Raw genomic sequence first — 21,755 nt, forward strand, 5'->3', positions numbered from 1 at the left:
AAGGATGAGAGACCACCGACGAAGAGATCTCGGCATGGCGCTCGGCGCGGCCGCCGGCGCGCTGCTCCTGGCCGCGACCGCCTGCGGGAGCGGCGGCGGCTCGTCCGACGGGACGGTGACCCTGCGGATGTACTCGACGACGACGACCGAGCCCGCCTTCAGGAAGCTCATCGACGGCTTCCACCAGAGCCAGTCGAAGATCAGGGTCAGGGCGGAGTTCATCCCGTCCGCGAAGGTCGGCCAGGTCACCACCACGATGATGCAGGCGGGCAACCCGCCGGACGTGATCCCCGCGAGCCCCGGCTCGGGCGGCGGCTCCAACGGCCTGTCGGTGTACCGGCTGGCCGAGGCGAACCGGCTGGCCGACCTGAGCAAGCGGCCCTGGGCGAACGACCTCCCCGCGCTGCTGAAGCCGACGGCTCAATACGAGGGGAAGACCTACAGCCTGATCCTCGGCGTCTCCACGCAGTTCCTGAACTACACGGTCACCGATCTTGAGAAATGGCACGTCCAGCCGCCGAAGACGTTCAAGGAACTGCTCGATATGTGCGCCTTCATCAAGTCGAAGGGCAAGTACATGATGGCGTCCGGCGCCGCCGACATGGCGGGCAACCGGATGCGGATGCAGGTGTTCGCCGCCGCCAACGTCTACGCGACCGACCCCGACTGGGACAGGAAGCGGATCGCGGGCCAGGTGAAGTTCCAGACGACTCCGGGGTGGCGGCAGACCTTCCAGCAGGTCAAGGACATGGTGACGCACGACTGCTACTACCCCGGGTCGGCCGGGCGCACCACGGAGGAGGCGCGCAAGCTCGGCGCGACGGACAAGACCGTCATGGGGATCGGCCCGTCGATCGCGGCGAAGTATCTGACCGTGGCGAACCCCGACCGCAAATGGGCGGCCGCCGCGATCCCCGCCGGAACGACGTCCACGCCGAACCTCCCGCTGGAGGTCTCCGGGATCTCGGCCGCCAAGCGCGGAAAGCACGTGAAAGAGGCGATCCAGTTCCTCGACTACCTCGCCGCGCACCGGGACGTCTATTCCCAGGAGAGCGGCGCCTTCTCCCCCGCGATGATGGCGAGGGGCGAGCTGCCCGACTTCCTCAAGCCGCTCGAACCGCTGGCCAAGCAGGGCCGCTTCACCCTCGCCGCCAGCACCATGTGGCCGCGTGAGGCCCCCGCCCAGGTCGCCTACAAGTACATGACCGGGCTGCACAACAACACCCGGACGGTCGACGACATCTTGAAGGCCATGGACCAGGCTTGGGACAACGGCAAATGACCGAGCGGACCACCCGGAAGACGCCGGACGCCTCGGCCCCGCCGCCCCCGGCGGCGGCCGAGGCGCCCGGCGACCGCGCCGCCCCCGGCGGCCGGTGGCGGCGGCGCCGCGGGGACGGGCCCGCGGGCGGCGCGCGGAAGCCGCCCTGGGCGCTCGCCTTCGTCGGCGTCGTCCTGCTGATCGGGATGCACTTCATCGCCCCGCTGTCGGGCGGCGTCTACGCGTTCACCGACTGGGACGGCTTCAACTCCGCGAACTTCGTCGGCTGGGACAACTTCCGCGAGATCATGGACTCGCAGGTGCAGCGCAACGCGCTGCTCCACACGTTCGTGCTCGCCGCGTGCTACCTGGTGCTGGTCAACGTCGTGGGCCTGGTGCTGGCCCTCGCGCTGAACCGGACGCTGAAGTCGCGCAACGTCCTGCGGACCCTGTTCTTCGCGCCCGCCGTCCTCAGCCCGCTCGCCGTCTCCTACATCTGGCAGTACATGTTCACCTACGACGGCGCGATCAACCGGATGCTCGGCGGGGTCGGCCTGGACTCGCTGCGCCACGAATGGCTCGGCGACCCGTCGACGGCGATCTGGTGCGTGCTCGTCGTCATGGTCTGGCAGCACTCCGGCCAGGCGATGATCATCTATCTCGCGGGGCTGCAGGGCGTCGCCGACGAGCTGGAGGAGGCGGCCGTCATCGACGGCGCGCGGACGTGGATGCGGCTGCGGCGCGTCACGCTGCCGCTGCTCGCGCCCGCGTTCACCATCGTGTCCACGCTGATGCTGATCTCCGGGCTGCGGGTCTTCGACCAGGTGTACGCGCTCACGGGGGGCGGCCCCGTGTACTCGACCGAGACCCTCGCGACGCAGGTCTACCAGCAGACGTTCGTCGAGGGCAGGTTCGGGTTCGGCGCGTCCATCGCGATGGTGATGACCGTGCTGATCTCCATTCTGGGAATCGCCAACATGATGTATCAGCGACGCCGGGAAAGGCGGTTGTAAATGGGTGCCTTCCGGTACACCTCACGGTCTTTCGTCCGCGAGCTGGTGATGATCCTGGCGGCGATGCTGTTCGCGCTGCCGTTCTACTTCCTGATCGCCATCTCGCTGAAGAGCGACCAGCAGCTCACGCTCGAACCGCTCAAGCCGCCGCTGGCCGACCCGAACTGGGGCAACTACGCGGACGCCTGGTCCAGCGGCGGCACGACCGGCGGAATGGGCCGCGCCTTCCTCAACACGGTGATCATCACGGTGGGCAGCGTGGTCTGCCTGGTATTGGTGTCGTCGCTGACGGCGTACGTGATCGCGAGGCGGACGTCGAAGCTGAGCAACGGGCTCTACGTGCTGTTCGTGATCGGGTTCATCATGCCCGCGACGCTCGGCCTGGTGCCGGTCTACGTGGTCATGCGCAGCGCGGGCCTGCTCGCCACCTACCACGGGATCATCATCCTGCACACGGCGGGAATCCTGCCATTCGCGGTGTTCCTCTACGTGGGTTTCATCCGCGCGCTGCCCGCGGAATACGAAGAGGCCGCGCAGGTGGACGGCGCGGGAATGCTCCGCACCTTCTTCAGGGTCGTGATCCCGCTGCTGCGGCCGATCACCACGACCGTGGCGATGCTGTCCGGGCTGATCGTATGGAACGACTTCTTCCTCGCGCTCATCTTCATGAGCGGCAGCTCGATCGGGACCTTGCCGATCGCGCTGAACTCCTTCGTCAACGAGAACTACACCCAGTGGAACCTTGTGTTCGCGGGGGCGACAATCGCCATTCTCCCCGTGCTCGGCGTCTTCATCGTCGCGCAGCGGCAGTTCGTCCGGGGCTTGGCCGGCGGAATCCGAGGCTGAATATGGGAACGATCGACATTCGCGGGCTGGGCAAGGTGTACCCGGGCGGGACGCGGGCGCTGCGCGACCTGAACCTGGAGATCGCGGACGGCGAGTTCATGATCTTCGTCGGGCCGTCCGGCTGCGGCAAGACGACCGCGCTCCGCATGATCGCCGGGCTGGAGACGATCGAGGAGGGCGAGATCAGCATCGGCGGCACCGTCGTGAACCGGGTGGAGCCCCGCAAGCGCGACGTCGCCATGGTGTTCCAGAACTACGCCCTTTATCCGCACATGAGCGTCTACGACAACATCGCCTTCCCCCTGCAGTGCGAGGGCAGGCGCAAGCAGGAGATCAAGGAGCGGGTGGAAGAGGCCGCCCGGCTCCTCGGCCTCGGCGAGCTACTGAAACGCAAGCCCCGCGCGCTGTCGGGCGGGCAGCGGCAGCGGGTCGCGATGGGGCGGGCGATCGTCCGCAAGCCGCAGGCGTTCCTGCTGGACGAGCCGCTCTCCAACCTGGACGCGAAGCTGCGCATGCAGATGCGGGCCGAGCTGTCCACCGTCCAGCGGACGCTCGGCGTCACCACCGTCTACGTCACCCACGACCAGGTCGAGGCCATGACGATGGGCACGCGGATCGCCGTCATGCGCAACGGGCTGCTCCAGCAGGAGGGCACGCCCGAACTGGTGTATGAGCGTCCCAGCAACATGTTCGTGGCGACGTTCATCGGCTCGCCCGGCATGAACCTGCTGAGCTGCCCGCTGGTCGCCGACGGCCCGGACGACCTGCGCTGCGTCGTCGGCGACGAGCGGATACCGGCGCCGCGCGAGCTGCACGGGGCGCTGCGGCGCTTCGCCGGGTCGGAGATCGTCGTCGGCGTCCGTCCGGAGAAGCTCACCGACGCGCCGCGCGCCGCGCCCGGGGACGCCGCCGCGCGGCTGCGCGGCGAGGTGACCGTCGTGGAGATGCTCGGGCACGAGCGGCTCGTCCAGGTGGAGCTGCCCGGACGGCCGGTGGTCGCCGACCCCGGGGCGACGGACGGGGTCACCGTGTACGCGCGGTTCTCCCCCGCGTCCGCGGTGAAGCCGCTGGAGACCGTCGACATCCCGGTGAACCCGGCCGACCTGCACTTCTTCGACCCCGAGACCGGTGAGGCGATCAGATGAGCGACGACTTCGAGATCCTCGTCGCGGGCGGCGGCGTGGCCGGGCTGACCGCCGGGCTGTTCGCGGCCCGCGCCGGGCGGCGGACCGGGCTGCTGCTCGGCGACGACATCGGCGGCGGGCACCTGATCAGCGTCGGCCGCATCGAGGACTTCCCCGGCTTCCCGGAGGGCGTCCCCGGCTACGACCTGTGCCCGATGATCCAGGAGCAGGCGCAGGACGCGGGCGTCGAGTTCGTGGCGAGCGCCCTCAAGGGCCTCGCCCCGGCGGGCGGCGGCTGGACGGCCACCACCGGCGACGGCGAGGTCCGCGCCGGAGCCGTCGTCGTCGCGACCGGGTCGGCCCTGCGCGAGCTCGGCGTGCCGGGCGAGGCGAGGCTGCGCGGGCACGGCGTCTCGACCTGCGCGACGTGCGACGGGCCGCTGCACCGCGGGAAGGCCGTCGCCGTCGTCGGCGGCGGCGACTCGGCGCTGCTGGAGGCGCTGGAGCTGACCAACCACGTGGAGCGGGTCGTGCTGCTGCACCGCGGCGAGGGCCTCGCCGGGCAGCGCACGTACGCGAGCCGCGTCCTGGAGCACGCGTCGATCGAGGTGCGCGGCTCGACCGAGGTCGAGGAGATCCTCGGGGACGCGGTCGTGGCGGGCGTCCGGGTCCGGCACACCGGCACGGGCGAGACGGCGGACGAGCAGGTCACCGGCGTGTTCGTCTATGTCGGACTGCGCCCGCGGACCGACGTGCTGCGCGGCCTGCTCCCGCTCGACGGCGACGGGCGCGTCCCCACCGACGGCGCCATGCGCACCGCCCTGCCCGGCCTGTTCGCCGCGGGCGACATCAGGTCCGACTCGGCCGCGCAGGCGGTCGCGGCGGCGGGCGACGGCGCGACCGCCGCGCTCGCCGCGCACCGGCACCTCGCCGACCCGGACCGTCCGTGGCCGGTCCCCGCCGCCTCTTAGAAGGAGTACGCACATGGCCATCAGCGTGCACGACCCGCGCGGCTACCCGCCCAAGGTGGAGGGACGGTCCCTCGCGCCCCGGCTGGACACCCTCGACGGCAAGGTCCTCTACCTGGTGATCGCGCCGTTCGACAACACCGACGCGTTCATGGAGCGGCTCGCGGGCTGGTTCGCCGAGCACCGCCCGGAGGTCGAGACGCGGATCGTCGCCACCGAGGCGTTCGGGCAGGACTCCCCCGCGCTGCGGGCGGAGATCGAGGCGTCCGGCGACGCGGCCGTCGTCGGCCTCGGCCTTTGAAGCACCTGCGCCCCGACGGTCGTCGGGATAGCCGCGGAACTCGAACGCGCCGGAGTGCCCACGGTGGGCGTGCACTCCAAGCAGTTCCGCAGGATCGCCTCCAACGTCGCGAGGACGAAGGGCATGCCGCGCATGCGGCAGGCCTACCTCCACGGCGCGATCTCCGGGCGGTCCGCCGCCGAGCTCACCGGGTTCATCGAGGCGACGGACGCCGTCACCGGCCGCCCGTTCACGACCGAGCTGCTCGACGCGCTGACCGGGCGGCTGGACGAGGAGGACGCCCGGGGCAGCGCGTACGTGCGGACGGCGCGGCAGTTCGTCGAGGCCGCGGACGAGGCGGCGGCGCACGCGCTGTTCGCCGCGAACCGGTGGACGGACGGCCTCCCGATCGTCCTGCCGACGGCGGAGCGGGTGCGGGAGATGCTGACCGGCACGTCCCGCCGTCCGGACGAGGTCGTCGGGCGGCTCGCGCCCGCCAGGTCGCGGGAGCGGTGGGAGTTCACCGTCGAGAAGGTCGCCGTCAACGCGGTGATGGCCGGTGCGGGGCCGGAGCACTTCCCGATCGTGCTGGCGCTGGCGTCCAGCGGGGTCACGGCGCGGATGAGCAGCCTGACGTCGATGGCCGCCATCGCCATCGTCAACGGCCCGGTCAGGCTGGAGGCGGGGATGAACGCCGGCATGGGCGCGATGGGCCCCTACAACAGGGCCAACGCGGTCATCGGGCGCGCCTACGGGCTGCTGTCGCAGAACCTGCAGGGCGGGTCGGTGCCCGGCGAGACGTACATGGGCACGCTCGGCAACAACTACGCCTACACGGCGACCTTCCCGGAGAACGAGGAGGACTCGCCGTGGGAGCCGCTGCACGTCCAGCACGGCTTCCGCCCGGACGAGAGCGCCGTGAGCCTGTTCCTCGGCGGCTGGTACACGATCTCGGGCGCGAGCCCGCGCCGCCGCCACTGGGAGGAGATCCTGCGCGGCGCGCTGCGGGCCTGCGACCCGGCGTTCGCGCCGCTCGTGGTGATCGACCCGTCCGCGGCGAGGGACTTCGTGGAGGCCGGGTTCGCCGGGAAGGACGACCTGCGCGGGTGGCTCGCCCGCAACGGCCGGATGTCCGCCGACGAGTACTGGTCGAACGGCGTGGTGCGGGCCGTGCTGCGGCCGCGGGCCCTCGCCGGGGAGGAGCCGCTCGCCACGAAGCTCAAGGCCGCCGGCGCCGAGCCCGTCGAGATCTACGCGGCGGGCGACATCAACGTCGCGGTCATCGGCGGCGGCACCGCGAGCGCGTCCAAGCTGATCGCGGCGCGGTACGAGACGACCGTCGCGGTCGACCCCTGGCGCTGAGGGAGGACGGCCGATGACCGCCGGGACGCCGTCCGCGCGGCGTCCCGGCGGTCTCGGCCGCCTCCGGTCAGCGCGGGGCGGCGTCCCAGGACTCGTCCATGGCCTTGAGGATGTCGTCGACGGTCCGGGTCTTGTTGTAGAGGCCCGCCATCATCTTGTAGGCGGCGAGCGCCGGGGCGTCCGAGGGCCACATGGTGCCCGCGCCGAGGCTGTACTTGCCCTGCTTGGCCAGCGGCTCCAGCGGCTTGAGGAAGCCGGGCAGCTCGCCGCGCGCCATCTGGGCGGGCGAGAAGGAGCCGGTCGCGGTGGCGAACTGGTCGAGCCGCTGCGCCACGAAGTCGAGGAACTTGATCGACTCCTTGACGTGCTTGCCGTGGGCGGCCACCGACATCGCGCCCACCTCCAGGGGGAGCGTGCTGCTGCGCCGCCCCGGCACCGGGATCGCGGCCCACTTGCGCTTGGGGTTGCGCGCGGTGACGTAGGTGGACGCGGTCGACGGCCCGATCCCCATCGTGGCCTTGTCCCCCTTGATCTGGAGGTTCTTGCCCTCCTCGGTGGTGCGGCCCGCGCCGCCGGGGTAGTAGCAGTCCGCGTTGATCATGTCCACGACCTGCTGGAAGGTCTGCCGCCAGCCCGGTGTGGTCTGGAACTTGACCTGTCCTGCTTCGCGCTTCTTGTCCCAGTCCGGGTCGTCGCTGTAGACGTTGGCGGCGGAGAAGGACTGCATCAGCATCCGGTTGCCCGCCGGGTCGGCGGCTCCCGGCACCAGCGCGTACTTGCCGTGCTTGCGGATCTCCCCGCAGAGTTTCAGCAGGTCGCCGAACGTCGCGGGCGGCTTGAGCCCCCACCCCTTCAGCTCGTCGACGGTGTAGTCCATGAACTCCGTGGACACGCCCGTGACCAGGGCGTAGACCTTCCCCTCATAGGTGACGGTCGGGGCCAGCAGCGGCGGCAGGCCCTTCGTCCACGGCTTGGCGCTGAGATCCTTCAGGCGGTGGGCCTTGGCGAGCTTGTAGAGCGGCAGCCCGGTGGCGCCGCCGCCCGATCCGGGCGAGATACCGAGGATGTCGGGCGGGTTGCCCGCCTGGATCTCGGTGGTCGCGGCCGGGCCGATCTTCGGCGCCGGCATGTACCGCACCGTCATCTTGACGCGCGGCGCGTTGGCGTCGTTGAACTCCTTGACGAGCGCGTCGAGCCCGGTCTTGACCGCCGGGGACGCGTACATCCGCAGCGACGCGTTCCCCGAGCCGCCGCCGGAGCCGCCGCACCCGGCGGCCGCCGCCGTCAGCGCGCAGGCCCCGGCGATCCAGGCGAGCCGCCGCGCGCGGCCCCGCCCGCCCGCGCGGAAACCGAGCCGTTTGCCGTCCATGGGTGGTCCTCCTTCGTGCCGGTTGCCTGTCACGGGCGCGCACGCCCTCCGGGCTCAGCGCCACTCGTCGACGGACACGGTCCGGCCGGACAGCGACCGGTCCAGCTTCGTGCCGTTGGCCATGCCCTCAAGGACGCTCCAGGCGGCGGCGCTCCGGCCGCCGACGACGATGACGTGGACGTCCTCGGGGACGTTGATGCGCACCTGCTCGTCGGGGTCCGCCGCCAGGTAGCTCGCCCAGGGCTCCTCCCCCGCGCGGGCGCGGTAGCCGAAGAACAGCTCCTGGAGGCCGTGGCCCCACCAGCTCCGCGCGCTCATCCGCCCGGTGTCGGAGATGAACTCGATGAGGTCTTCCTTGCGGGCGAACCCCTGGTGCTCGACGAGGTTCTGCGCGGCCAGGGGGTCGAGCAGCAGCACGACGCCGCCGCTGGCCCGGGTGGCGTTGAAGATCCGCCGGGCGGCGTGCTCGCGCCAGTCGGCCGCGATCCCGCCCGATGTGATCATGGTGCGCACGCCGCGGAAGATCGTCGCGGTGCTGTCGCCGGGCGCGAAGCCGTGCTGGACGTGGTACGGCTCCCAGGGGCTGCGCTCCTCGTTCTCGGCGATCGTGAGGTTCGTGAACGAGAACGGGTTGCCGATCGAGCCCATGTAGCTGATCCCGGGCGCCGAGCCGCCCTGCAGGTTCTGCGAGCCGATGCCATAGGCGCGCCCGATCGTGGCGTTGGCCCGGCTGTAGGGGCCGAGCGCGCCGATCCCCGAGTTCATCCCGATCTCGTCGCGGATCGGGCCGTTGACGACGACCGCCTCCGACATCGAGGAGATGCTGCTGTGCCGGGCGGAGTAGCCGCTGCCGAGCAGCGCGAGGATCACCGGGAAGTACTCGGGCCTCGCCCCGGCCATCACCGCGTTCACGGCGGCCTGCTCGACGGTGAACTCCCAGTAGTCGCGGGTGGACGCGGCCCGGAGCCTGCCGACGACCTCGCCGGGGGCGCGGCTCGTCCCGGCGAGCATCGCCGCGACGCGCTCCTCGGTGGGCAGGACGATCGGCAGCTTGTCGGTCCAGCCGTTCTCCAGGAAGAGCTCGTGCAGGTCGTCCTCGGTCGCGGGCTCCAGCAGCCGGGACCGCGCCTGCTCGAACGTCGCCCCGGCCATGTCGGCCTCGTCGAGCGGCCTCGTCAGCCCGTCGAAGAGGTCCCGGGAGAACGGGTTGCCGGAGACGGGGTTGTCGCCCTCGACGTATCCGCGCAGCTCGGCGGACGTGCGTCCGGGCACGGGCGAGGGGACGAACGCGTGCCGCAATGTCGGGACGCCCGCGAGGCGGCTGGTCGAGGCGACGAGCCGCGCGAACGCGTCCGCGTGGACGGAGACGGTGGGGACGCGGTACTGCGACTCAAGCCGCGTGGCGTGGCCGGCGACCGCCGGCGCGCAGCCGCTTCAAAGGCCGACGCCGAGGATCGCGGCGTCCCCCTCCGCCGCGATGCGCGCGTACAGGTCGGGCGCCGGGTCGAACGGCGTGGACAGGTGCTCGGTCACGGTCGTGATGTCGGGCCGGTGCTCGCGGAGCGAGGCGCGGAGCTGGTCGATGAAGTCGGCGGAGTTCTCGAAGCCCGCGTCGACGAGGAAGACGGTCCGCCCTTCCAGGCTCTCCGGCCGCGGGGCCAGCGACTTGCCGCCGACCGTCGGCGCGTTGCCCTCGGGGTTGAACACCGTGATCTTTCCGGCCATGACGGCCCCTCTCCGCGCCGCGATCGTGGCGATCCGGCGTTCGGGTTCAGGACGAATGTTCGGATAGTTGATTGTGTGCGCAGGTGTTGAGGTTGTCAACAGTCATAATGGGCGAATCGGGAGGCGGCGGCGACGTGCGGAGGGAGCACGGATGTTTGTGATCCGAACACGACTCCCCCATGATGAGCGGATGACAGTGCCCGACACCGCGCCGGACGGCACCGGGCGCGCGGACGACCGCACGGACGACCACACGGGCGACCGGCCTGGCGACCACACGGGCGACCGCGGGGCGCACTTCGTCCAGTCCCTGGAGCGCGGGCTCAACGTGATCAGGGCGTTCGACGCGTCCACGCCGCGGCTGACGCTCAGCGAGGTCGCCCGCGCCACCGGCCTCACCAGGGCCGCCGCGCGCCGGTTCCTGCTCACGCTCGCCGACCTCGGCTACGTCCGCACCGACGGGCGGATGTTCTCGCTGACGCCCCGCGTGCTGCGGCTCGGCTACGCCTACCTGTCGGCGCTCTCGCTGCCCGACGTCGCCGAACCGCACCTCGAACGGCTGGTCGCGATGATCCACGAGTCGTCGTCGGTGTCGGTGCTGGACGGCGACGACATCGTCTACGTCGCGCGCATCCCGACCTCGCGCATCATGACGGTCGCGATCAGCGTCGGCACCCGCTTCCCCGCGTACGCGACGTCGATGGGCCGGGTGCTGCTCGCCGGGCTGCCCGACGCCGAGCTGGACGACCGCCTCGCCCGGGCGGCGCGGCGCCCGTTCACCGAGCGGACCACCACCGACCCGGCCGCGCTGCGCCGCGAGATCAACCGCGTGCGCAAGCAGGGCTGGGCGCTGGTCGACCAGGAGCTGGAGGACGGCCTGCGCTCGATCGCGGCGCCGATCCGCGACGCCACCGGCGCGGTGATCGCCGCCGCCAACGTCTCCACCACGGCGGGCCGGGTGCCCGCCGCGCGGATGCGCCGCGAGCTGCTGCCGCTGCTGCTGGACGCCGCCGCCAGGATCGAGGCCGACCTGCGCGCCGCGCGCAGCTGACCGGCCGCCACCCACGCGGGAGGACGCGGACCATGCATGTGATCGCCACCGCCGGGCATGTCGACCACGGCAAGTCCACGCTGGTCAGAGCGCTGACCGGGATGGAGCCCGACCGGCTGGAGGAGGAGCGCAGGCGGCGCCTCACCATCGACCTCGGGTTCGCCTGGACGAGGCTGCCCGGCGCGGGCGAGGTCGCGTTCGTCGACGTCCCCGGGCACGAGCGGTTCGTCGCCAACATGCTCGCCGGGGTCGGCCCGGCGCCCGCCGTGCTGTTCGTCGTCGCCGCCGACGAGGGCTGGATGCCGCAGAGCGCCGAGCACCTGGAGGCGCTGGACGCGCTCGGCGTGTCCCACGGCGTGCTGGCGGTCACCCGCTCCGACCTCGCCGACCCCGCCCCGGCGATCGCTGAGGCGCGCGAGTGGATGGCCGACGGGACGCTGCGCGACCTGCCCGCCGTCGCGGTCAGCGCGACCACCGGCGCCGGGCTCGACGACCTCCGCGCCGCCCTCGCGGACCTGGTCGCGGGGCTGCCCCGGCCCGACCCCGAGGCGCCCGTCCGGCTGTGGGCGGACCGGTCGTTCTCGGTGCGCGGCGCCGGGACGGTCGTCACGGCCACGCTCGGCGCGGGCACGGTGCGGGTGGGTGATGAGCTTCTCAACACCGAGGGGCGGGCCGTCCGGGTGCGGGGCATCGAGGCGCTCGGCGAGCGCCGGGACCGGGTGGCCGCCACCGCGCGGGTCGCGCTCAACCTGCGCGGCGTCGACCGCGCCGCCGTCCCGCGCGGGCTGCCGCTGCTCACGCCCGGCGCGTGGCGGACGGCGGCCGAGGTCGACGTGGAGCTGCGCCCGACCTCGTCGGCAGCGTTGCCGGAGCGGCTCGTCCTGCACATCGGAACGGCGGCCGTGCCGTGCCGGCTGCGCCCGCTCGGCCCGGCGCACGGGCGGCTGCGGCTGGACCGCCCGCTGCCGCTGCGGTACGGCGACCGCGCCGTCCTCCGCGACCCGGGGCGCCGCCGGATCGCCGCGGGGCTGCGCGTCCTCGACGTCGACCCGCCGCCGCTCGCCCGGCGCGGCGCGGCGCGGGCGCGGGCCGCCGAGCTGTCCGGGGTGCGGACGGCGGCGGACGTCGCCGCCGCCCGGCTGGCCCGCGGCCTGCTGCGCGGCGCCGACCTCGCCGCGATGGGCCTGCCCGCGCCGGGCGCGCCCCGGCACGGCGACTGGTGGACGTCCGACGAGCGCTGGGCCCGGTACGCGGCCGACCTCGCCGAGGCGGAACGGCGGCACCGCGCCGACCATCCGCTGGAGCCGGGGATGCCGGTGGCGGCGGCCGTCCAGCGGCTCGGCCTGCCCGACCCCGCGCTGGTGCCCGCGCTCGCCGCCGACGCCGGGCTGGACTGCGCCTCCGGCCTGCTCGCCCCGCCCGGGCACGTGGCCGCGCTGCCGGGCGCGCTGGACGAGGCCGTGCGGTCCCTGGAGCGCGAGCTCGCCGCCGCCCCGTTCGCCGCGCCGACCGCCGGCCGCCTCGCCGAGCTGGGCCTCGGCAACGCCGAGCTCGCCGCCGCCGAGCGGCTCGGCCGCCTGGTGCGGGTCGCGCCGGGGATCGTCCTGCTGCCCGACGTGGACCGCCGCGCGCTGGACGTCCTGAAGGCGCTGCCGCAGCCGTTCACGCTGAGCGAGGCCCGGCGGGCGATGGGCACGACGCGGCGGGTGGCCGTCCCACTACTGGAGCTGCTGGCCGCCCGCGGCCTGACCCGGCGCACCACCGACGATGGGCACGAGGTCACCGGGTAGCGCTGATCCGCCGCCGTCTGGACGCGCCGTTCTGCTTTCTATAGAGTGTTTTCTATGGAGGCGTCGGTGAGCTGGACGGTCGACGGCGAGCGCCGGTCGCTGGTCGTGGACACGCGGACCACGGTCCTGGACGCGCTGCGCGAGCGCCTCGGGGCGACCTCGCCGAAGAAGGGCTGCGACCACGGCCAGTGCGGGGCGTGCACCGTCCTGCTGGACGGCCGCCGCGTCCTCGCCTGCCTGGCCCTCGCCGTGGCCTGCGCCGGAGCGGAGATCACCACGGCGGCCGGGCTGTCCCCCGGCGGCGTCCCGCACCCGCTGGCGCGGGCGTTCGTCGACCACGACGGCCTCCAGTGCGGCTACTGCACCCCCGGCCAGATCTGCTCGGCGGCGGGCATGCTCGCCGAGGCGGCGGACGGCGCGCCGAGCCACGCCACCGCGGACCTGGCGGCCCCCGTCGTCCTGGACGACGCCGAGATCCGCGAGCGGATGAGCGGGAACCTCTGCCGCTGCGGCGCCTACCCCGGCATCCTCGCGGCGATCCGCCAGGCGGCCCGATGAGGCCGTTCGACTACGAGCGGCCCGCCGAGCCGGACGCGGCGGTCGCGGCCGTCGCGGCACGGCCGGACGCGGTGTTCCTCGGCGGCGGCACCAACCTGGTCGACCTCATGAAGCTCGGCGTCGCGGACCCCGGCCTGCTGGTCGACGTCACCGGCCTGCCGCTCGACCGGATCGAGCGGCTCCCGGCCGGGCTGCGGATCGGCGCGACCGTCCGCAACGCCGACGCCGCCGCCGACCCGGACGTCCGGCGGCGCTACCCGGTGCTCGCGCGGGCGCTGCTCGCCGGGGCGTCCGGGCAGGTGCGCAACATGGCGACCGTCGGCGGGAACCTGCTGCAGCGCACCCGTTGCTCCTACTTCCAGGACACGACCCTCCCCTGCAACAAGCGCGAGCCCGGTTCCGGCTGCTCCGCGCTGCACGGCCACACGCGGCATCACGCGATCCTCGGGGCGTCGCGGGGGTGCGTGGCCGTGCATCCGTCCGACATGGCGGTGGCGCTGGCGGCGCTGGACGCGACCGTCCGCGTGCGGGGGCCGGGCGGGGAGCGGGCCGTCCCGGTCGCCGGGCTGTACCGGCCGCCGGACGACGCGCCCGACCGGGACACCGTCCTCGAACACGGCGAGCTGGTCACCGCCGTCGACCTGCCCGCGCCGCCCCCCGGGCGCTCCGCCTACCGCAAGGTGCGCGACCGGGCGTCGTACGCGTTCGCGCTGGTCTCGGTGGCGGCCGTGCTGGACGTCGCGGACGGCGCGGTGCGCGCCGCGCGGATCGCGTTCGGCGGGCTCGCGCACCGGCCGTGGCGGGCGCTGCGGGCCGAGGCGTCGCTGGTCGGCGCGCCCGCCGACGAGCGGTCCTTCCGGGCGGCGGCCGACGAGGAGCTGGCCCTCGCCCGGCCGCTGCCCGGCACCCAGTTCAAGGTGCCGATGGCGCGCGGCGCGCTGGTCGCGGCGCTGCGCGAGCTGAGCGCGCCGGACGCGCCATGACCGGCGCGCCACCGGTCGAGGAGCCGGGCGTCGCCGCGGTCGGCGCGCCCGTGCCGCGCCTGGAGGGAGCGGCGAAGGCCGCCGGGACCGCGCCCTACGCCGCCGACCAGCCGGTGGCGCGCCCGCTCCACCTGGCGGCGGTGACGTCCACGGTCGCGCGGGGCCGGATCACCGCGATCGACACGGCGGCCGCGCTGCGGCTGGACGGCGTGGCCGCCGTCCTCACGCACGAGAACGCGCCCCGGCTGGCCGCCGGGGCGGCCCCGGAGCTGCGGGTGCTCCAGTCGGCGGCGGTGTCGTTCCGGGGGCAGTTCGTCGGCGCGGTCGTGGCGGCGTCCCCGGAGATCGCCGCGCAGGCGGCCGGGCTGGTGCGGGTGGCGTACGAGGCCCGTCCGCACGACGTGGTGCTGAGCGCGGGACGCGCCGACCTGTACGCGCCCGCCACGGTCAACCCCGGCCTGCCGACCGACACCTCCGTCGGGGACGTCGACGCGGCGCTGGCCACCGCGCCGGTGACGGTCGATCAGACGTACACCACCCCGCTGCAGTACCACGTCCCGATCGAGCCGCACTCCACGATCGCCCGCTGGGGCCGGGACGGCGGCCTCACCCTGTACGACTCCACGCAGGGGGCGTCCCGGACGCGGCAGGTCATGGCGTCCGTGCTCGGCCTGTCCCCCGACCTGGTGGAGGTCGTGTCCCCGCACGTCGGAGGCGCGTTCGGCAGCAAGGTCCGGCCCAAGGCGCACCACGTGCTGGTGGCGCTCGCCGCCCGCGCGGTGCCGGGCCGGGCGGTGAAGTTCGCGATGCCCCGGCGGCAGTCGTTCGCGGGCGCCGGGTACCGGACCGCGACCGTCCAGCGGGTGCGGCTCGGCGCGGACGCGGACGGACGCCTCACCGCCGTCGCGCACGACGCCGTCGCGCAGACCGCGCGGATCCAGGAGTTCGCCGAGCAGACCGCGCTCGGCACCCGCACCATGTACGCGGCGCCGAACCGGCGGACCACGCACCGGCTGGCCGCGCTGGACGTCTCCGTCCCGGCCGTGCGGCGAGGCGCCCGGCATGTTCGCGCTGGAGTCGGCGATGGACGAGCTGGCCGCCGCCTGCGGCGTCGATCCCGTCGAGCTGCGCGTCCGCAACGAGCCCGACCGCGATCCGGAGAGCGGGCTGCCCTACTCCACCCGCGACCTGGTCGGCTGCCTGCGGGAGGGGGCGCGGCGGTTCGGCTGGGCGGGCCGCGACCCGGCGCCGGGCGCGCGGCGGGACGGCGGCTGGCTGGTCGGCACGGGGGTCGCGGCGGCCACGTATCCCGCGTATCCGGGGATCGGGCCGTCCACGGCGTCGGTCCGCGCGCTCGCCGGGCGGCGGTACCGGGTGGAGATCGCCGCCGCCGACATCGGCACCGGCGCGCGGACCGCGCTCGCGCAGCTCGCCGCCGACGCGCTCGGCGTCCCGCTGGAGGCCGTCGACCTGCGGCTCGGCGCCGGCGGGCTGCCCGCCGCCGCGCCCGCCGCCGGGTCGATGGGGCTCGGCGGCTGGGGCTCGGCCGTGGTCGCGGCGGCCCGCGCGCTCCGCGACCGGTACGGGGACGCGCCCGCCGAGGGCGCCGCGGCGGAGGCGGCGGGCGAGGCCGTCCCCGGCGGGGGGAGGTACGCGCTGCACGCGTTCGGCGCCCAGTTCGCCGAGGTGCGCGTGCACGCCGACACCGGGGAGGTCCGGGTGCCGCGGCTGCTCGGCGTGTTCGCCATCGGCCGGGTCGTGAACCCGCGCACGGCCCGCTCGCAGCTCGTCGGCGGGATGGTCATGGGGCTGTCGGCGGCGCTGCACGAGCACGCCGTCATGGACCCGGTCCCCGGGCAGGTGGTCACCCGCGACCTGGCCGACTACCACATCGCCTCGCACGCGGACGTCCAGGACGTCGACGCGGTCTGGATCGACCAGTTCGACCCGCACTACAACGCGTTCGGCGCGAAGGGCGCGGGCGAGATCGGCATCGTCGGGGTCGCCGCCGCGATCGCCAACGCCGCGTACCACGCGACCGGCGTCCGGGTCCGCGACCTGCCCCTCACGGCGGACAGATTCGTGCGCTGACCAGGGCCCTGTTCTCGGCACCGAAATCGTCGACAGACTAGGTGAGGATCTTGTCAACGGAGACTCCAGCGCCCGGGACGGCGGTCGCCGTGCTCGGGCTCGGCGAGGCGGGCGGGCGCTACGCCGCCGACCTGCTGGCCGCCGGTGTGCCCGTCGTCGGCTTCGACCCCGCGTACCCGCCCGGCTCCGGCGGCGCGTCCGCCGCCGGGCCGCGGCTCGCCGGCTCCGCCGCCGACGCCGTCCGCGCGGCCGCGGTCGTGCTGAGCCTCAACTCAGCGAGCGTCGCCGAGCGGGTGGCGCGCGACGCCGTCCCCGGCCTCCGGGACGGGACGGTCTACGCCGACCTCAACACCGGCTCCCCCCGCCTCAAGCAGCGGATAGCGGACGTCGTCGCGCCCACGGGCGCGCTGTTCGCCGACGTGGCGGTGCTCGCCCCGGTCCCCCGGCACGGGCTGCGGACGCCGCTCGCCGCCGCCGGTCCCGGCCGGGCCGGGCTCGCCGCCTTCCTCGGCGGGCTGGACGTCCCGGTCGACGACGCGGGCGCCGAGCCGGGCGCCGCCGCCGCGCGCAAGCTGCTGCGCAGCGTGTTCATGAAGGGGCTCGCGGCCGTCGTCCTGGAGTCGCTGGAGGCCGCCGCCGGGGCGGGCCAGGAGGACTGGCTGCGCGAGCAGATCGTCGCCGAGCTGACCGCCGCCGACGGCGCGCTGGTCGACCGGCTGGTCGACGGGACGCGCCTGCACGCCGCCCGCCGCCTCCATGAGATGCGCGACGTCGCGGAGTTCCTGGCCGAGCTCGGCACGTCCGCCCCGCTGACGAGCGCCGTCGCCGTCCGCCTGGCGGAGCTGGCGGGGGAACCGCGGTGACGCGGGAGGACGGGCGCGCGCGGCCGCGGGCCGCGATGCGGGCGCACCCGGCGCAGGTCGCCGACACGCTGGGCGGGTCGGGCCCGGAGCGGCCCGGCGCGCCGTTCACCGGACCGGGCCGGAGCACCGGCCGCACGGCCGGACCGAGGGAGGGAACCGCATGACCGAACGGCGGATGCTGGTGGTGGGCGCGCACAGCGCCGACTTCGTGTGGCGCGCGGCGGGCGCGATCGCCGCGCACACCGCGCGCGGCGGCCGGGCGCGGGTCGTGGCGCTGAGCTACGGCGAGCGCGGCGAGTCCGGCGAGCTGTGGAAGGAGCCCGCGCAGACCGTGGAGAACGTGAAGCGGATCCGGCACGATGAGGCGGCCGCGGCCGCGAAGGCGGTCGGGGCGGGCTTCGACTGCTTCGACCTCGGCGACTACCCGCTCGGCCTCGACGACGCGGCGGTCACCCGGCTGGCGGACCTGATGCGCGAGTTCGAGCCGCACGTCGTGCTGACGCACCCCGAGCGCGACCCGTTCAACCCGGACCACCCGGTGGCGCACGCCGCGGTGGCGCGGGCCCGGCTGCTGTCCAGCGGCGCGGGGGTGGCGAGCGCGTTCGCGACGACGCCGCCGTCGGAGTTCCTCGTCTTCGAGCCGCACCAGCCGGAGCTGTGCGGCTTCGTCCCGGACACATTCCTGGACATCACCTCGGTCATGGACGCCAAGCGGGAGGCGATGTCGGCGATGGCCGCCCAGCGGTACCTGCACGAGTACTACGGCCAGCGCGCCGAGCACCGGGCCAACCACGCGCGCAAGGTGAGCGGCGACAAGGGCGTCCGGTTCGCGGAGGCGTTCCAGCGCATGACGCCGAAGGTGGTGGACGCCCTGTGAGCGGCGCGACCGCGGCGCCCGCCTCGGCGCTGTACCGGGAGCTGGCCGAGATGGGCGTCGCCACGCTGTACGAGGCGGCGGGCCGGACGGGCCTGGTCGACCTGCCGCTGACCCGCGTGGGCGGCGGCCCGGCGGTGGCGGGCCCGGCCCGGACCGCCGCGTGCGGGCAGGGCGACAACCGCGCGGTGCACGAGGTCATGTCCGTGCTCGCGCCGGGCGACGTCCTCGTGGCGGCGATGCCCGACCCCGCGCCCGTGGCGCTGCTGGGCGAGCTGCTCGGCGTCCAGGCGTCGGTGCACGGGGCCGCCGCCGTCCTCGTGGGCGGCTCCGTCCGGGACGTGGCCGAGCTGCGGGAGCTGGGCCTGCCGGTGTGGGCCCGCTGGGTGCGGGCGACCGGGGCGACCAAGACCGAGCGCGGCCGGGTGGACGCGCCGGTGACCCTGGGCGGGGCGGAGGTCCGTCCGGGCGACGCGGTGGTGCTGGACGACGACGGCGCCGTCGTGGTCGCGGCGGACCGGGTCGGCGAGGTGCTCGCCGCCGCCCGCGCCCGGCTGGAGCGCGAGGCGGCGATGCGCGCCCGGCTGCGCTCCGGCGAACTGAGCTACGACATATACGGGATGCGGTCCGAGGACGCGCGGTAAGGGAGCGGTCCGGCCGCCGGGATCGGGCCCGGCGGCCCCGCTGACCGGCGAAGTCGCGGCGGAAACGGCGGCCGGACCAGGAAAAGAGTCTTGTTCGGTAAACTCTATATACTGTATCCTACAGGGCATTGAGCGTGGCGGATCGGAGCCGCGGGATCGTTCGGCGACGGGCCGGATCCGCGGCGCGGGAGGGAGCCAGCGGTGCTGAGTCACGAGAACAACGAATTGGTGACGCGCGTCGGCCCGGGCACGCCGATGGGCGACCTGATGCGGGAGTACTGGGTCCCCGCCCTGCTCTCCCGCGAACTGCCGGAAAGGGACGGCGACCCGGTCCGGGTGCTGCTCCTCGGCGAGAAGCTGATCGCCTTCCGCGACACGTCCGGGCGGATCGGCCTGCTGCCGAACAACTGCCCGCACCGGGGCGCCTCGCTGTTCTTCGGGCGCAACGAGGACGACGGCCTGCGCTGCGTCTACCACGGCTGGAAGTTCGACGTCACCGGCGCCTGCGTGGACATGCCGAGCGAGCCGCCGGAAAGCGACTTCAAACGCAAGATCAAGCCGCGCGGATATCCGTGCGTCGAACGCGGCGGCATCGTGTGGGCCTACATGGGCCCGCGCTCCGAGCCGCCGCCGCTCCCCGATTTCGAGCAGCTCGACGAGGACCAGGAGAACCGCGAGGTCTTCGCCAGTTACCGCGCGTGCAACTGGCTCCAGGTGCTTGAAGGCGACCTGGACACCTCTCACGTCGGCTTCCTGCACACCGGGCACGGCTCACCCGACGAAGTCGGGGAGGGAACGTTCCTCCAATTCGCCCTTCAGGACCAGGCGCCCCGCTACAAGGTGCTGGACACCGATTTCGGCACCACGTACGGCGCCTACCGCCCGGCGGGGAACGACGACGATTACTACTGGCGCATCGGCCATTTCCTCTTCCCCTTCTACACGATGACCCCGACCGGGGTACTCGGCCTCCGGGTCGGCGTCCGCGCCTGGGTCCCGATGGACGACAACCACACATTGCAATTCAGCGTCGGGCTGAAGCGCACCTATCTCGCGCCGCCCGGACAGCGCGTCGGGATCACCGGGAAACTGCCGCCGCAGAAGCCGAACACGACCGGCTGGCTCGGCCGGTTCCGGCTGGAGCAGGACGCCGACAACGACTACCTCATCGACCGCGAGGCCCAGCGGCGCGGCGACAGCTACACCGGGATCGAGTACATCTCGACCCAGGACGTCGCCGTCACCGAGAGCATGGGCGCCGTCTACGACCGCACCCAGGAGCGGCTCGGCAGCTCGGACATGATGATCATCCGGGTCCGGCGGCGGCTCATCGCGGCCGCGAAGGCCCTCGCGGAGAAGGGCGCCGTCCCGCCGGGGGTGGACGACCCCGAGGTGTACCAGCAGCGGTCCGGCGGGATCGTCCTGCCGAAGGACGCCGACTGGGTGGAGCGCACCCGGAACCTGCGCAAGGCGAGGACCGAGCACCCCGAACTCGACCCCAGCGTCGCCGGCGGCATCTGACCCGGCGCCGGCGAGAGAGGGCGGTCCCGTGATGAACGTGGACGATTACCTGGCCATCCCCTACATCCTGGACGTCGGCGCCGTCCAGGGGCCGGACGGCGAATGGGTCTGCCGCCTGGAGTACGAGGAGCTGCCGGGCTGCGTGGCCGAGGCCAGGTCGCCGTTCGACGCCCTGGACCGGCTTGAGGCGCTCCGCGAGGAGTGCATCCGCAGGCTCGTGCGGGAGGGCCGCCCGGTCCCGGCGCCGCGCGCGGCGGTCCGCGCGCCCGCGGGCCGGGTGGAAGCGGGCGGCTCGTGAGCGCCCGCCACGACGCGGTGCCCTGCATGGTCATGCGGGGCGGCACCTCGAAGGGCGCCTACTTCCTGCGCGCCGACCTGCCCGCCGACCCCGCCGAGCGCGACGGCCTGCTGCTGCGGATCATGGGCAGCCCCGACCCGCGGCAGATCGACGGGATCGGCGGCGCGCACCCGCTGACCAGCAAGGTCGCGGTCGTCTCCCCGGCGGCCGCCGGGGACGCCGACGTCGACTACCTGTTCCTCCAGGTCGGGGTGGACGAGCCGCTCGTCTCCGACCGGCAGAACTGCGGGAACCTGCTCGCCGGGGTCGGCCAGTTCGCCGTCGAGCGCGGGCTCGTCAAGGCCGGCGACGAGCGCACGTCGGTCCGCATCCACATGGTCAACTCGGACGAGCTGGCGGTGTCCACGTTCCCGACGCCCGGCGGCCGGGTCGACTACGGCGGGGACGCCGTGATCGCCGGGGTGCCCGGCGCCGCGGCCCCGGTCGTCATCGACTTCGCCACCGGGGACGCGCCGCCGCTGCCGACCGGGCGGGCCCGCGACGTCCTCGGCGGGGTGCCCGTCACCTGCGTCGACAACGGCATGCCGGTCGTCGTCGTCGCGGCGGCCGACCTCGGCGTCACCGGCTACGAGGACTGCGCCGAGCTGGAGGGGCGGACGGAGTTCCGCGCGCGGCTGGAGGCGCTCCGCCTGGCCGCCGGGACGGCGATGGGCCTCGGCGACGTCCGCGCGACGACGGTCCCGAAGGTCACCCTGGTCGCGCCGCCCCGCGCGGGCGGGACGGTCTGCACGCGCACCTTCGTCCCGCACCGCTGCCACACCTCGATCGGGGTGCTCGGCGGGGCGGGCGTGGCGGCGGCGTGCCTCGTCCCCGGCTCGGTCGCGCACGCGCTCGCCGTCCTCCCGCCGGACGGCGCGGCGCTGCGGCTTGAGCACCCGACCGGCCACTTCGACCTGGAGATCGAGCTCGACACGGGCGGGGACGCGGGCGGGGGCGCGGTCCGCGTGCGGCGGACGGCGGCCGTCCGCTCGGCGCGCAAGCTGTTCGACGGCACGGTCTTCCCCCGCCCGGCGAACGTCCAGGCGAGCGTCCGGGCGAACGTCCAGGCGACCAACCGGCACCCGTAGGAGGACG

At 74.1% G+C, this 21,755-nt stretch carries 21 protein-coding genes and 2 pseudogenes; 20 read left to right on the forward strand and 3 right to left on the reverse strand.

What is annotated here, in order from left to right; translation table 11 throughout:
* Nucleotides 1-4: 4 nt before the first annotated feature.
* From ACH01S_RS08650 to ACH01S_RS08680, 7 genes and pseudogenes are all read left to right on the forward strand, one after another.
* A complete protein-coding gene (locus ACH01S_RS08650) occupies nucleotides 5-1,282 on the forward strand; it encodes an ABC transporter substrate-binding protein (RefSeq protein WP_169809229.1) in 1,278 nt (425 codons plus the stop codon).
* Nucleotides 1,279-2,274 carry a carbohydrate ABC transporter permease gene (locus ACH01S_RS08655; RefSeq protein WP_067887557.1) on the forward strand — a complete coding sequence of 332 codons (996 nt, stop codon included), beginning with the start codon at nucleotides 1,279-1,281 and terminating at the stop codon, nucleotides 2,272-2,274. Before ACH01S_RS08650 ends, ACH01S_RS08655 begins: the two co-directional genes overlap by 4 nt.
* The gene (locus tag ACH01S_RS08660; protein ID WP_067887560.1) at nucleotides 2,275-3,120 is read left to right on the forward strand and encodes a carbohydrate ABC transporter permease; all 846 of its coding nucleotides are present in this window, start codon (nucleotides 2,275-2,277) and stop codon (nucleotides 3,118-3,120) included.
* 2 nt (nucleotides 3,121-3,122) lie between these two features.
* On the forward strand, nucleotides 3,123-4,265 hold the full coding sequence (locus ACH01S_RS08665; protein WP_067887563.1) for an ABC transporter ATP-binding protein: 1,143 nt from the start codon (nucleotides 3,123-3,125) through the stop codon (nucleotides 4,263-4,265).
* The gene (locus tag ACH01S_RS08670) at nucleotides 4,262-5,215 is read left to right on the forward strand and encodes an NAD(P)/FAD-dependent oxidoreductase (protein ID WP_067887566.1); all 954 of its coding nucleotides are present in this window, start codon (nucleotides 4,262-4,264) and stop codon (nucleotides 5,213-5,215) included. Before ACH01S_RS08665 ends, ACH01S_RS08670 begins: the two co-directional genes overlap by 4 nt.
* A gap of 13 nt (nucleotides 5,216-5,228) precedes the next feature.
* Nucleotides 5,229-5,513, forward strand: coding sequence for a UGSC family (seleno)protein (locus ACH01S_RS08675; RefSeq protein ID WP_067887569.1), 285 nt, complete (start codon nucleotides 5,229-5,231; stop codon nucleotides 5,511-5,513).
* 18 nt (nucleotides 5,514-5,531) lie between these two features.
* Nucleotides 5,532-6,854 (forward strand): annotated as a pseudogene (locus tag ACH01S_RS08680) (UGSC family (seleno)protein); the annotation flags it as partial.
* 67 nt (nucleotides 6,855-6,921) lie between these two features.
* On the opposite strand, the gene ACH01S_RS08685 reads toward ACH01S_RS08680, so the two are convergent.
* From ACH01S_RS08685 to ACH01S_RS08695, 3 genes are all read right to left on the reverse strand, one after another.
* Nucleotides 6,922-8,223: an ABC transporter substrate-binding protein gene (locus tag ACH01S_RS08685; protein ID WP_067887575.1), complete on the reverse strand. Its 1,302-nt coding sequence runs from the start codon at nucleotides 8,221-8,223 to the stop codon at nucleotides 6,922-6,924.
* Nucleotides 8,224-8,277: 54 nt separating this feature from the next.
* The gene (locus ACH01S_RS08690; RefSeq protein WP_067887580.1) at nucleotides 8,278-9,495 is read right to left on the reverse strand and encodes a hypothetical protein; all 1,218 of its coding nucleotides are present in this window, start codon (nucleotides 9,493-9,495) and stop codon (nucleotides 8,278-8,280) included.
* A 162-nt stretch (nucleotides 9,496-9,657) separates the two neighbouring features.
* Complete coding sequence (locus tag ACH01S_RS08695) at nucleotides 9,658-9,948, reverse strand: UGSC family (seleno)protein (protein ID WP_067887583.1); 291 nt, start codon at nucleotides 9,946-9,948, stop codon at nucleotides 9,658-9,660.
* A 190-nt stretch (nucleotides 9,949-10,138) separates the two neighbouring features.
* Between ACH01S_RS08695 and ACH01S_RS08700 the strand changes: the two genes are divergently transcribed.
* The 13 genes and pseudogenes from ACH01S_RS08700 to ACH01S_RS08750 all read left to right on the forward strand — a co-directional run bounded on the left by ACH01S_RS08700 (nucleotide 10,139) and on the right by ACH01S_RS08750 (nucleotide 21,748).
* Nucleotides 10,139-10,999, forward strand: coding sequence for an IclR family transcriptional regulator domain-containing protein (locus ACH01S_RS08700; protein ID WP_083980465.1), 861 nt, complete (start codon nucleotides 10,139-10,141; stop codon nucleotides 10,997-10,999).
* Nucleotides 11,000-11,031: 32 nt separating this feature from the next.
* Nucleotides 11,032-12,789 (forward strand): selenocysteine-specific translation elongation factor, encoded by a 1,758-nt coding sequence (gene selB / locus ACH01S_RS08705; RefSeq protein WP_067887585.1) that lies wholly within the window; start codon nucleotides 11,032-11,034, stop codon nucleotides 12,787-12,789.
* A 54-nt stretch (nucleotides 12,790-12,843) separates the two neighbouring features.
* Nucleotides 12,844-13,347, forward strand: coding sequence for a 2Fe-2S iron-sulfur cluster-binding protein (locus ACH01S_RS08710; RefSeq protein WP_067887589.1), 504 nt, complete (start codon nucleotides 12,844-12,846; stop codon nucleotides 13,345-13,347).
* Nucleotides 13,344-14,330, forward strand: a complete 987-nt coding sequence (locus ACH01S_RS08715) for an FAD binding domain-containing protein (protein ID WP_067887592.1) — start codon at nucleotides 13,344-13,346, stop codon at nucleotides 14,328-14,330. The genes ACH01S_RS08710 and ACH01S_RS08715 overlap by 4 nt, the downstream gene beginning before the upstream one ends.
* 140 nt (nucleotides 14,331-14,470) lie before the next feature.
* A pseudogene (locus ACH01S_RS08720) lies at nucleotides 14,471-15,869 on the forward strand (xanthine dehydrogenase family protein molybdopterin-binding subunit); the annotation flags it as partial.
* On the forward strand, nucleotides 15,852-16,421 hold the full coding sequence (locus ACH01S_RS46630; protein WP_306303237.1) for a molybdopterin cofactor-binding domain-containing protein: 570 nt from the start codon (nucleotides 15,852-15,854) through the stop codon (nucleotides 16,419-16,421). The pseudogene ACH01S_RS08720 and the gene ACH01S_RS46630, both read left to right, overlap by 18 nt.
* A 50-nt stretch (nucleotides 16,422-16,471) precedes the next feature.
* Nucleotides 16,472-17,284: an NAD(P)-dependent oxidoreductase gene (locus ACH01S_RS08725; protein ID WP_067887800.1), complete on the forward strand. Its 813-nt coding sequence runs from the start codon at nucleotides 16,472-16,474 to the stop codon at nucleotides 17,282-17,284.
* A complete protein-coding gene (locus ACH01S_RS43285) occupies nucleotides 17,281-17,448 on the forward strand; it encodes a hypothetical protein (RefSeq protein WP_157406272.1) in 168 nt (55 codons plus the stop codon). The genes ACH01S_RS08725 and ACH01S_RS43285 overlap by 4 nt, the downstream gene beginning before the upstream one ends.
* Nucleotides 17,445-18,161, forward strand: a complete 717-nt coding sequence (locus ACH01S_RS08730) for a PIG-L deacetylase family protein (protein ID WP_067887595.1) — start codon at nucleotides 17,445-17,447, stop codon at nucleotides 18,159-18,161. The genes ACH01S_RS43285 and ACH01S_RS08730 overlap by 4 nt, the downstream gene beginning before the upstream one ends.
* A complete protein-coding gene (locus ACH01S_RS08735) occupies nucleotides 18,158-18,802 on the forward strand; it encodes an RraA family protein (RefSeq protein ID WP_218010188.1) in 645 nt (214 codons plus the stop codon). Before ACH01S_RS08730 ends, ACH01S_RS08735 begins: the two co-directional genes overlap by 4 nt.
* A 201-nt stretch (nucleotides 18,803-19,003) precedes the next feature.
* The gene (locus ACH01S_RS08740) at nucleotides 19,004-20,323 is read left to right on the forward strand and encodes a Rieske 2Fe-2S domain-containing protein (protein WP_067887598.1); all 1,320 of its coding nucleotides are present in this window, start codon (nucleotides 19,004-19,006) and stop codon (nucleotides 20,321-20,323) included.
* Between the two features lie 31 nt (nucleotides 20,324-20,354).
* Entirely contained in the window at nucleotides 20,355-20,621 is a 267-nt protein-coding gene (locus tag ACH01S_RS08745) for a hypothetical protein (RefSeq protein WP_067887601.1), read from the forward strand.
* On the forward strand, nucleotides 20,618-21,748 hold the full coding sequence (locus ACH01S_RS08750) for a 4-oxalomesaconate tautomerase (RefSeq protein WP_246237075.1): 1,131 nt from the start codon (nucleotides 20,618-20,620) through the stop codon (nucleotides 21,746-21,748). The genes ACH01S_RS08745 and ACH01S_RS08750 overlap by 4 nt, the downstream gene beginning before the upstream one ends.
* Nucleotides 21,749-21,755: the final 7 nt, after the last annotated feature.

Origin of the sequence: Actinomadura chibensis NBRC 106107 (assembly GCF_001552135.1) — a bacterium.
GTDB classification, from domain to species: Bacteria; Actinomycetota; Actinomycetes; order Streptosporangiales; family Streptosporangiaceae; genus Spirillospora; species Spirillospora chibensis.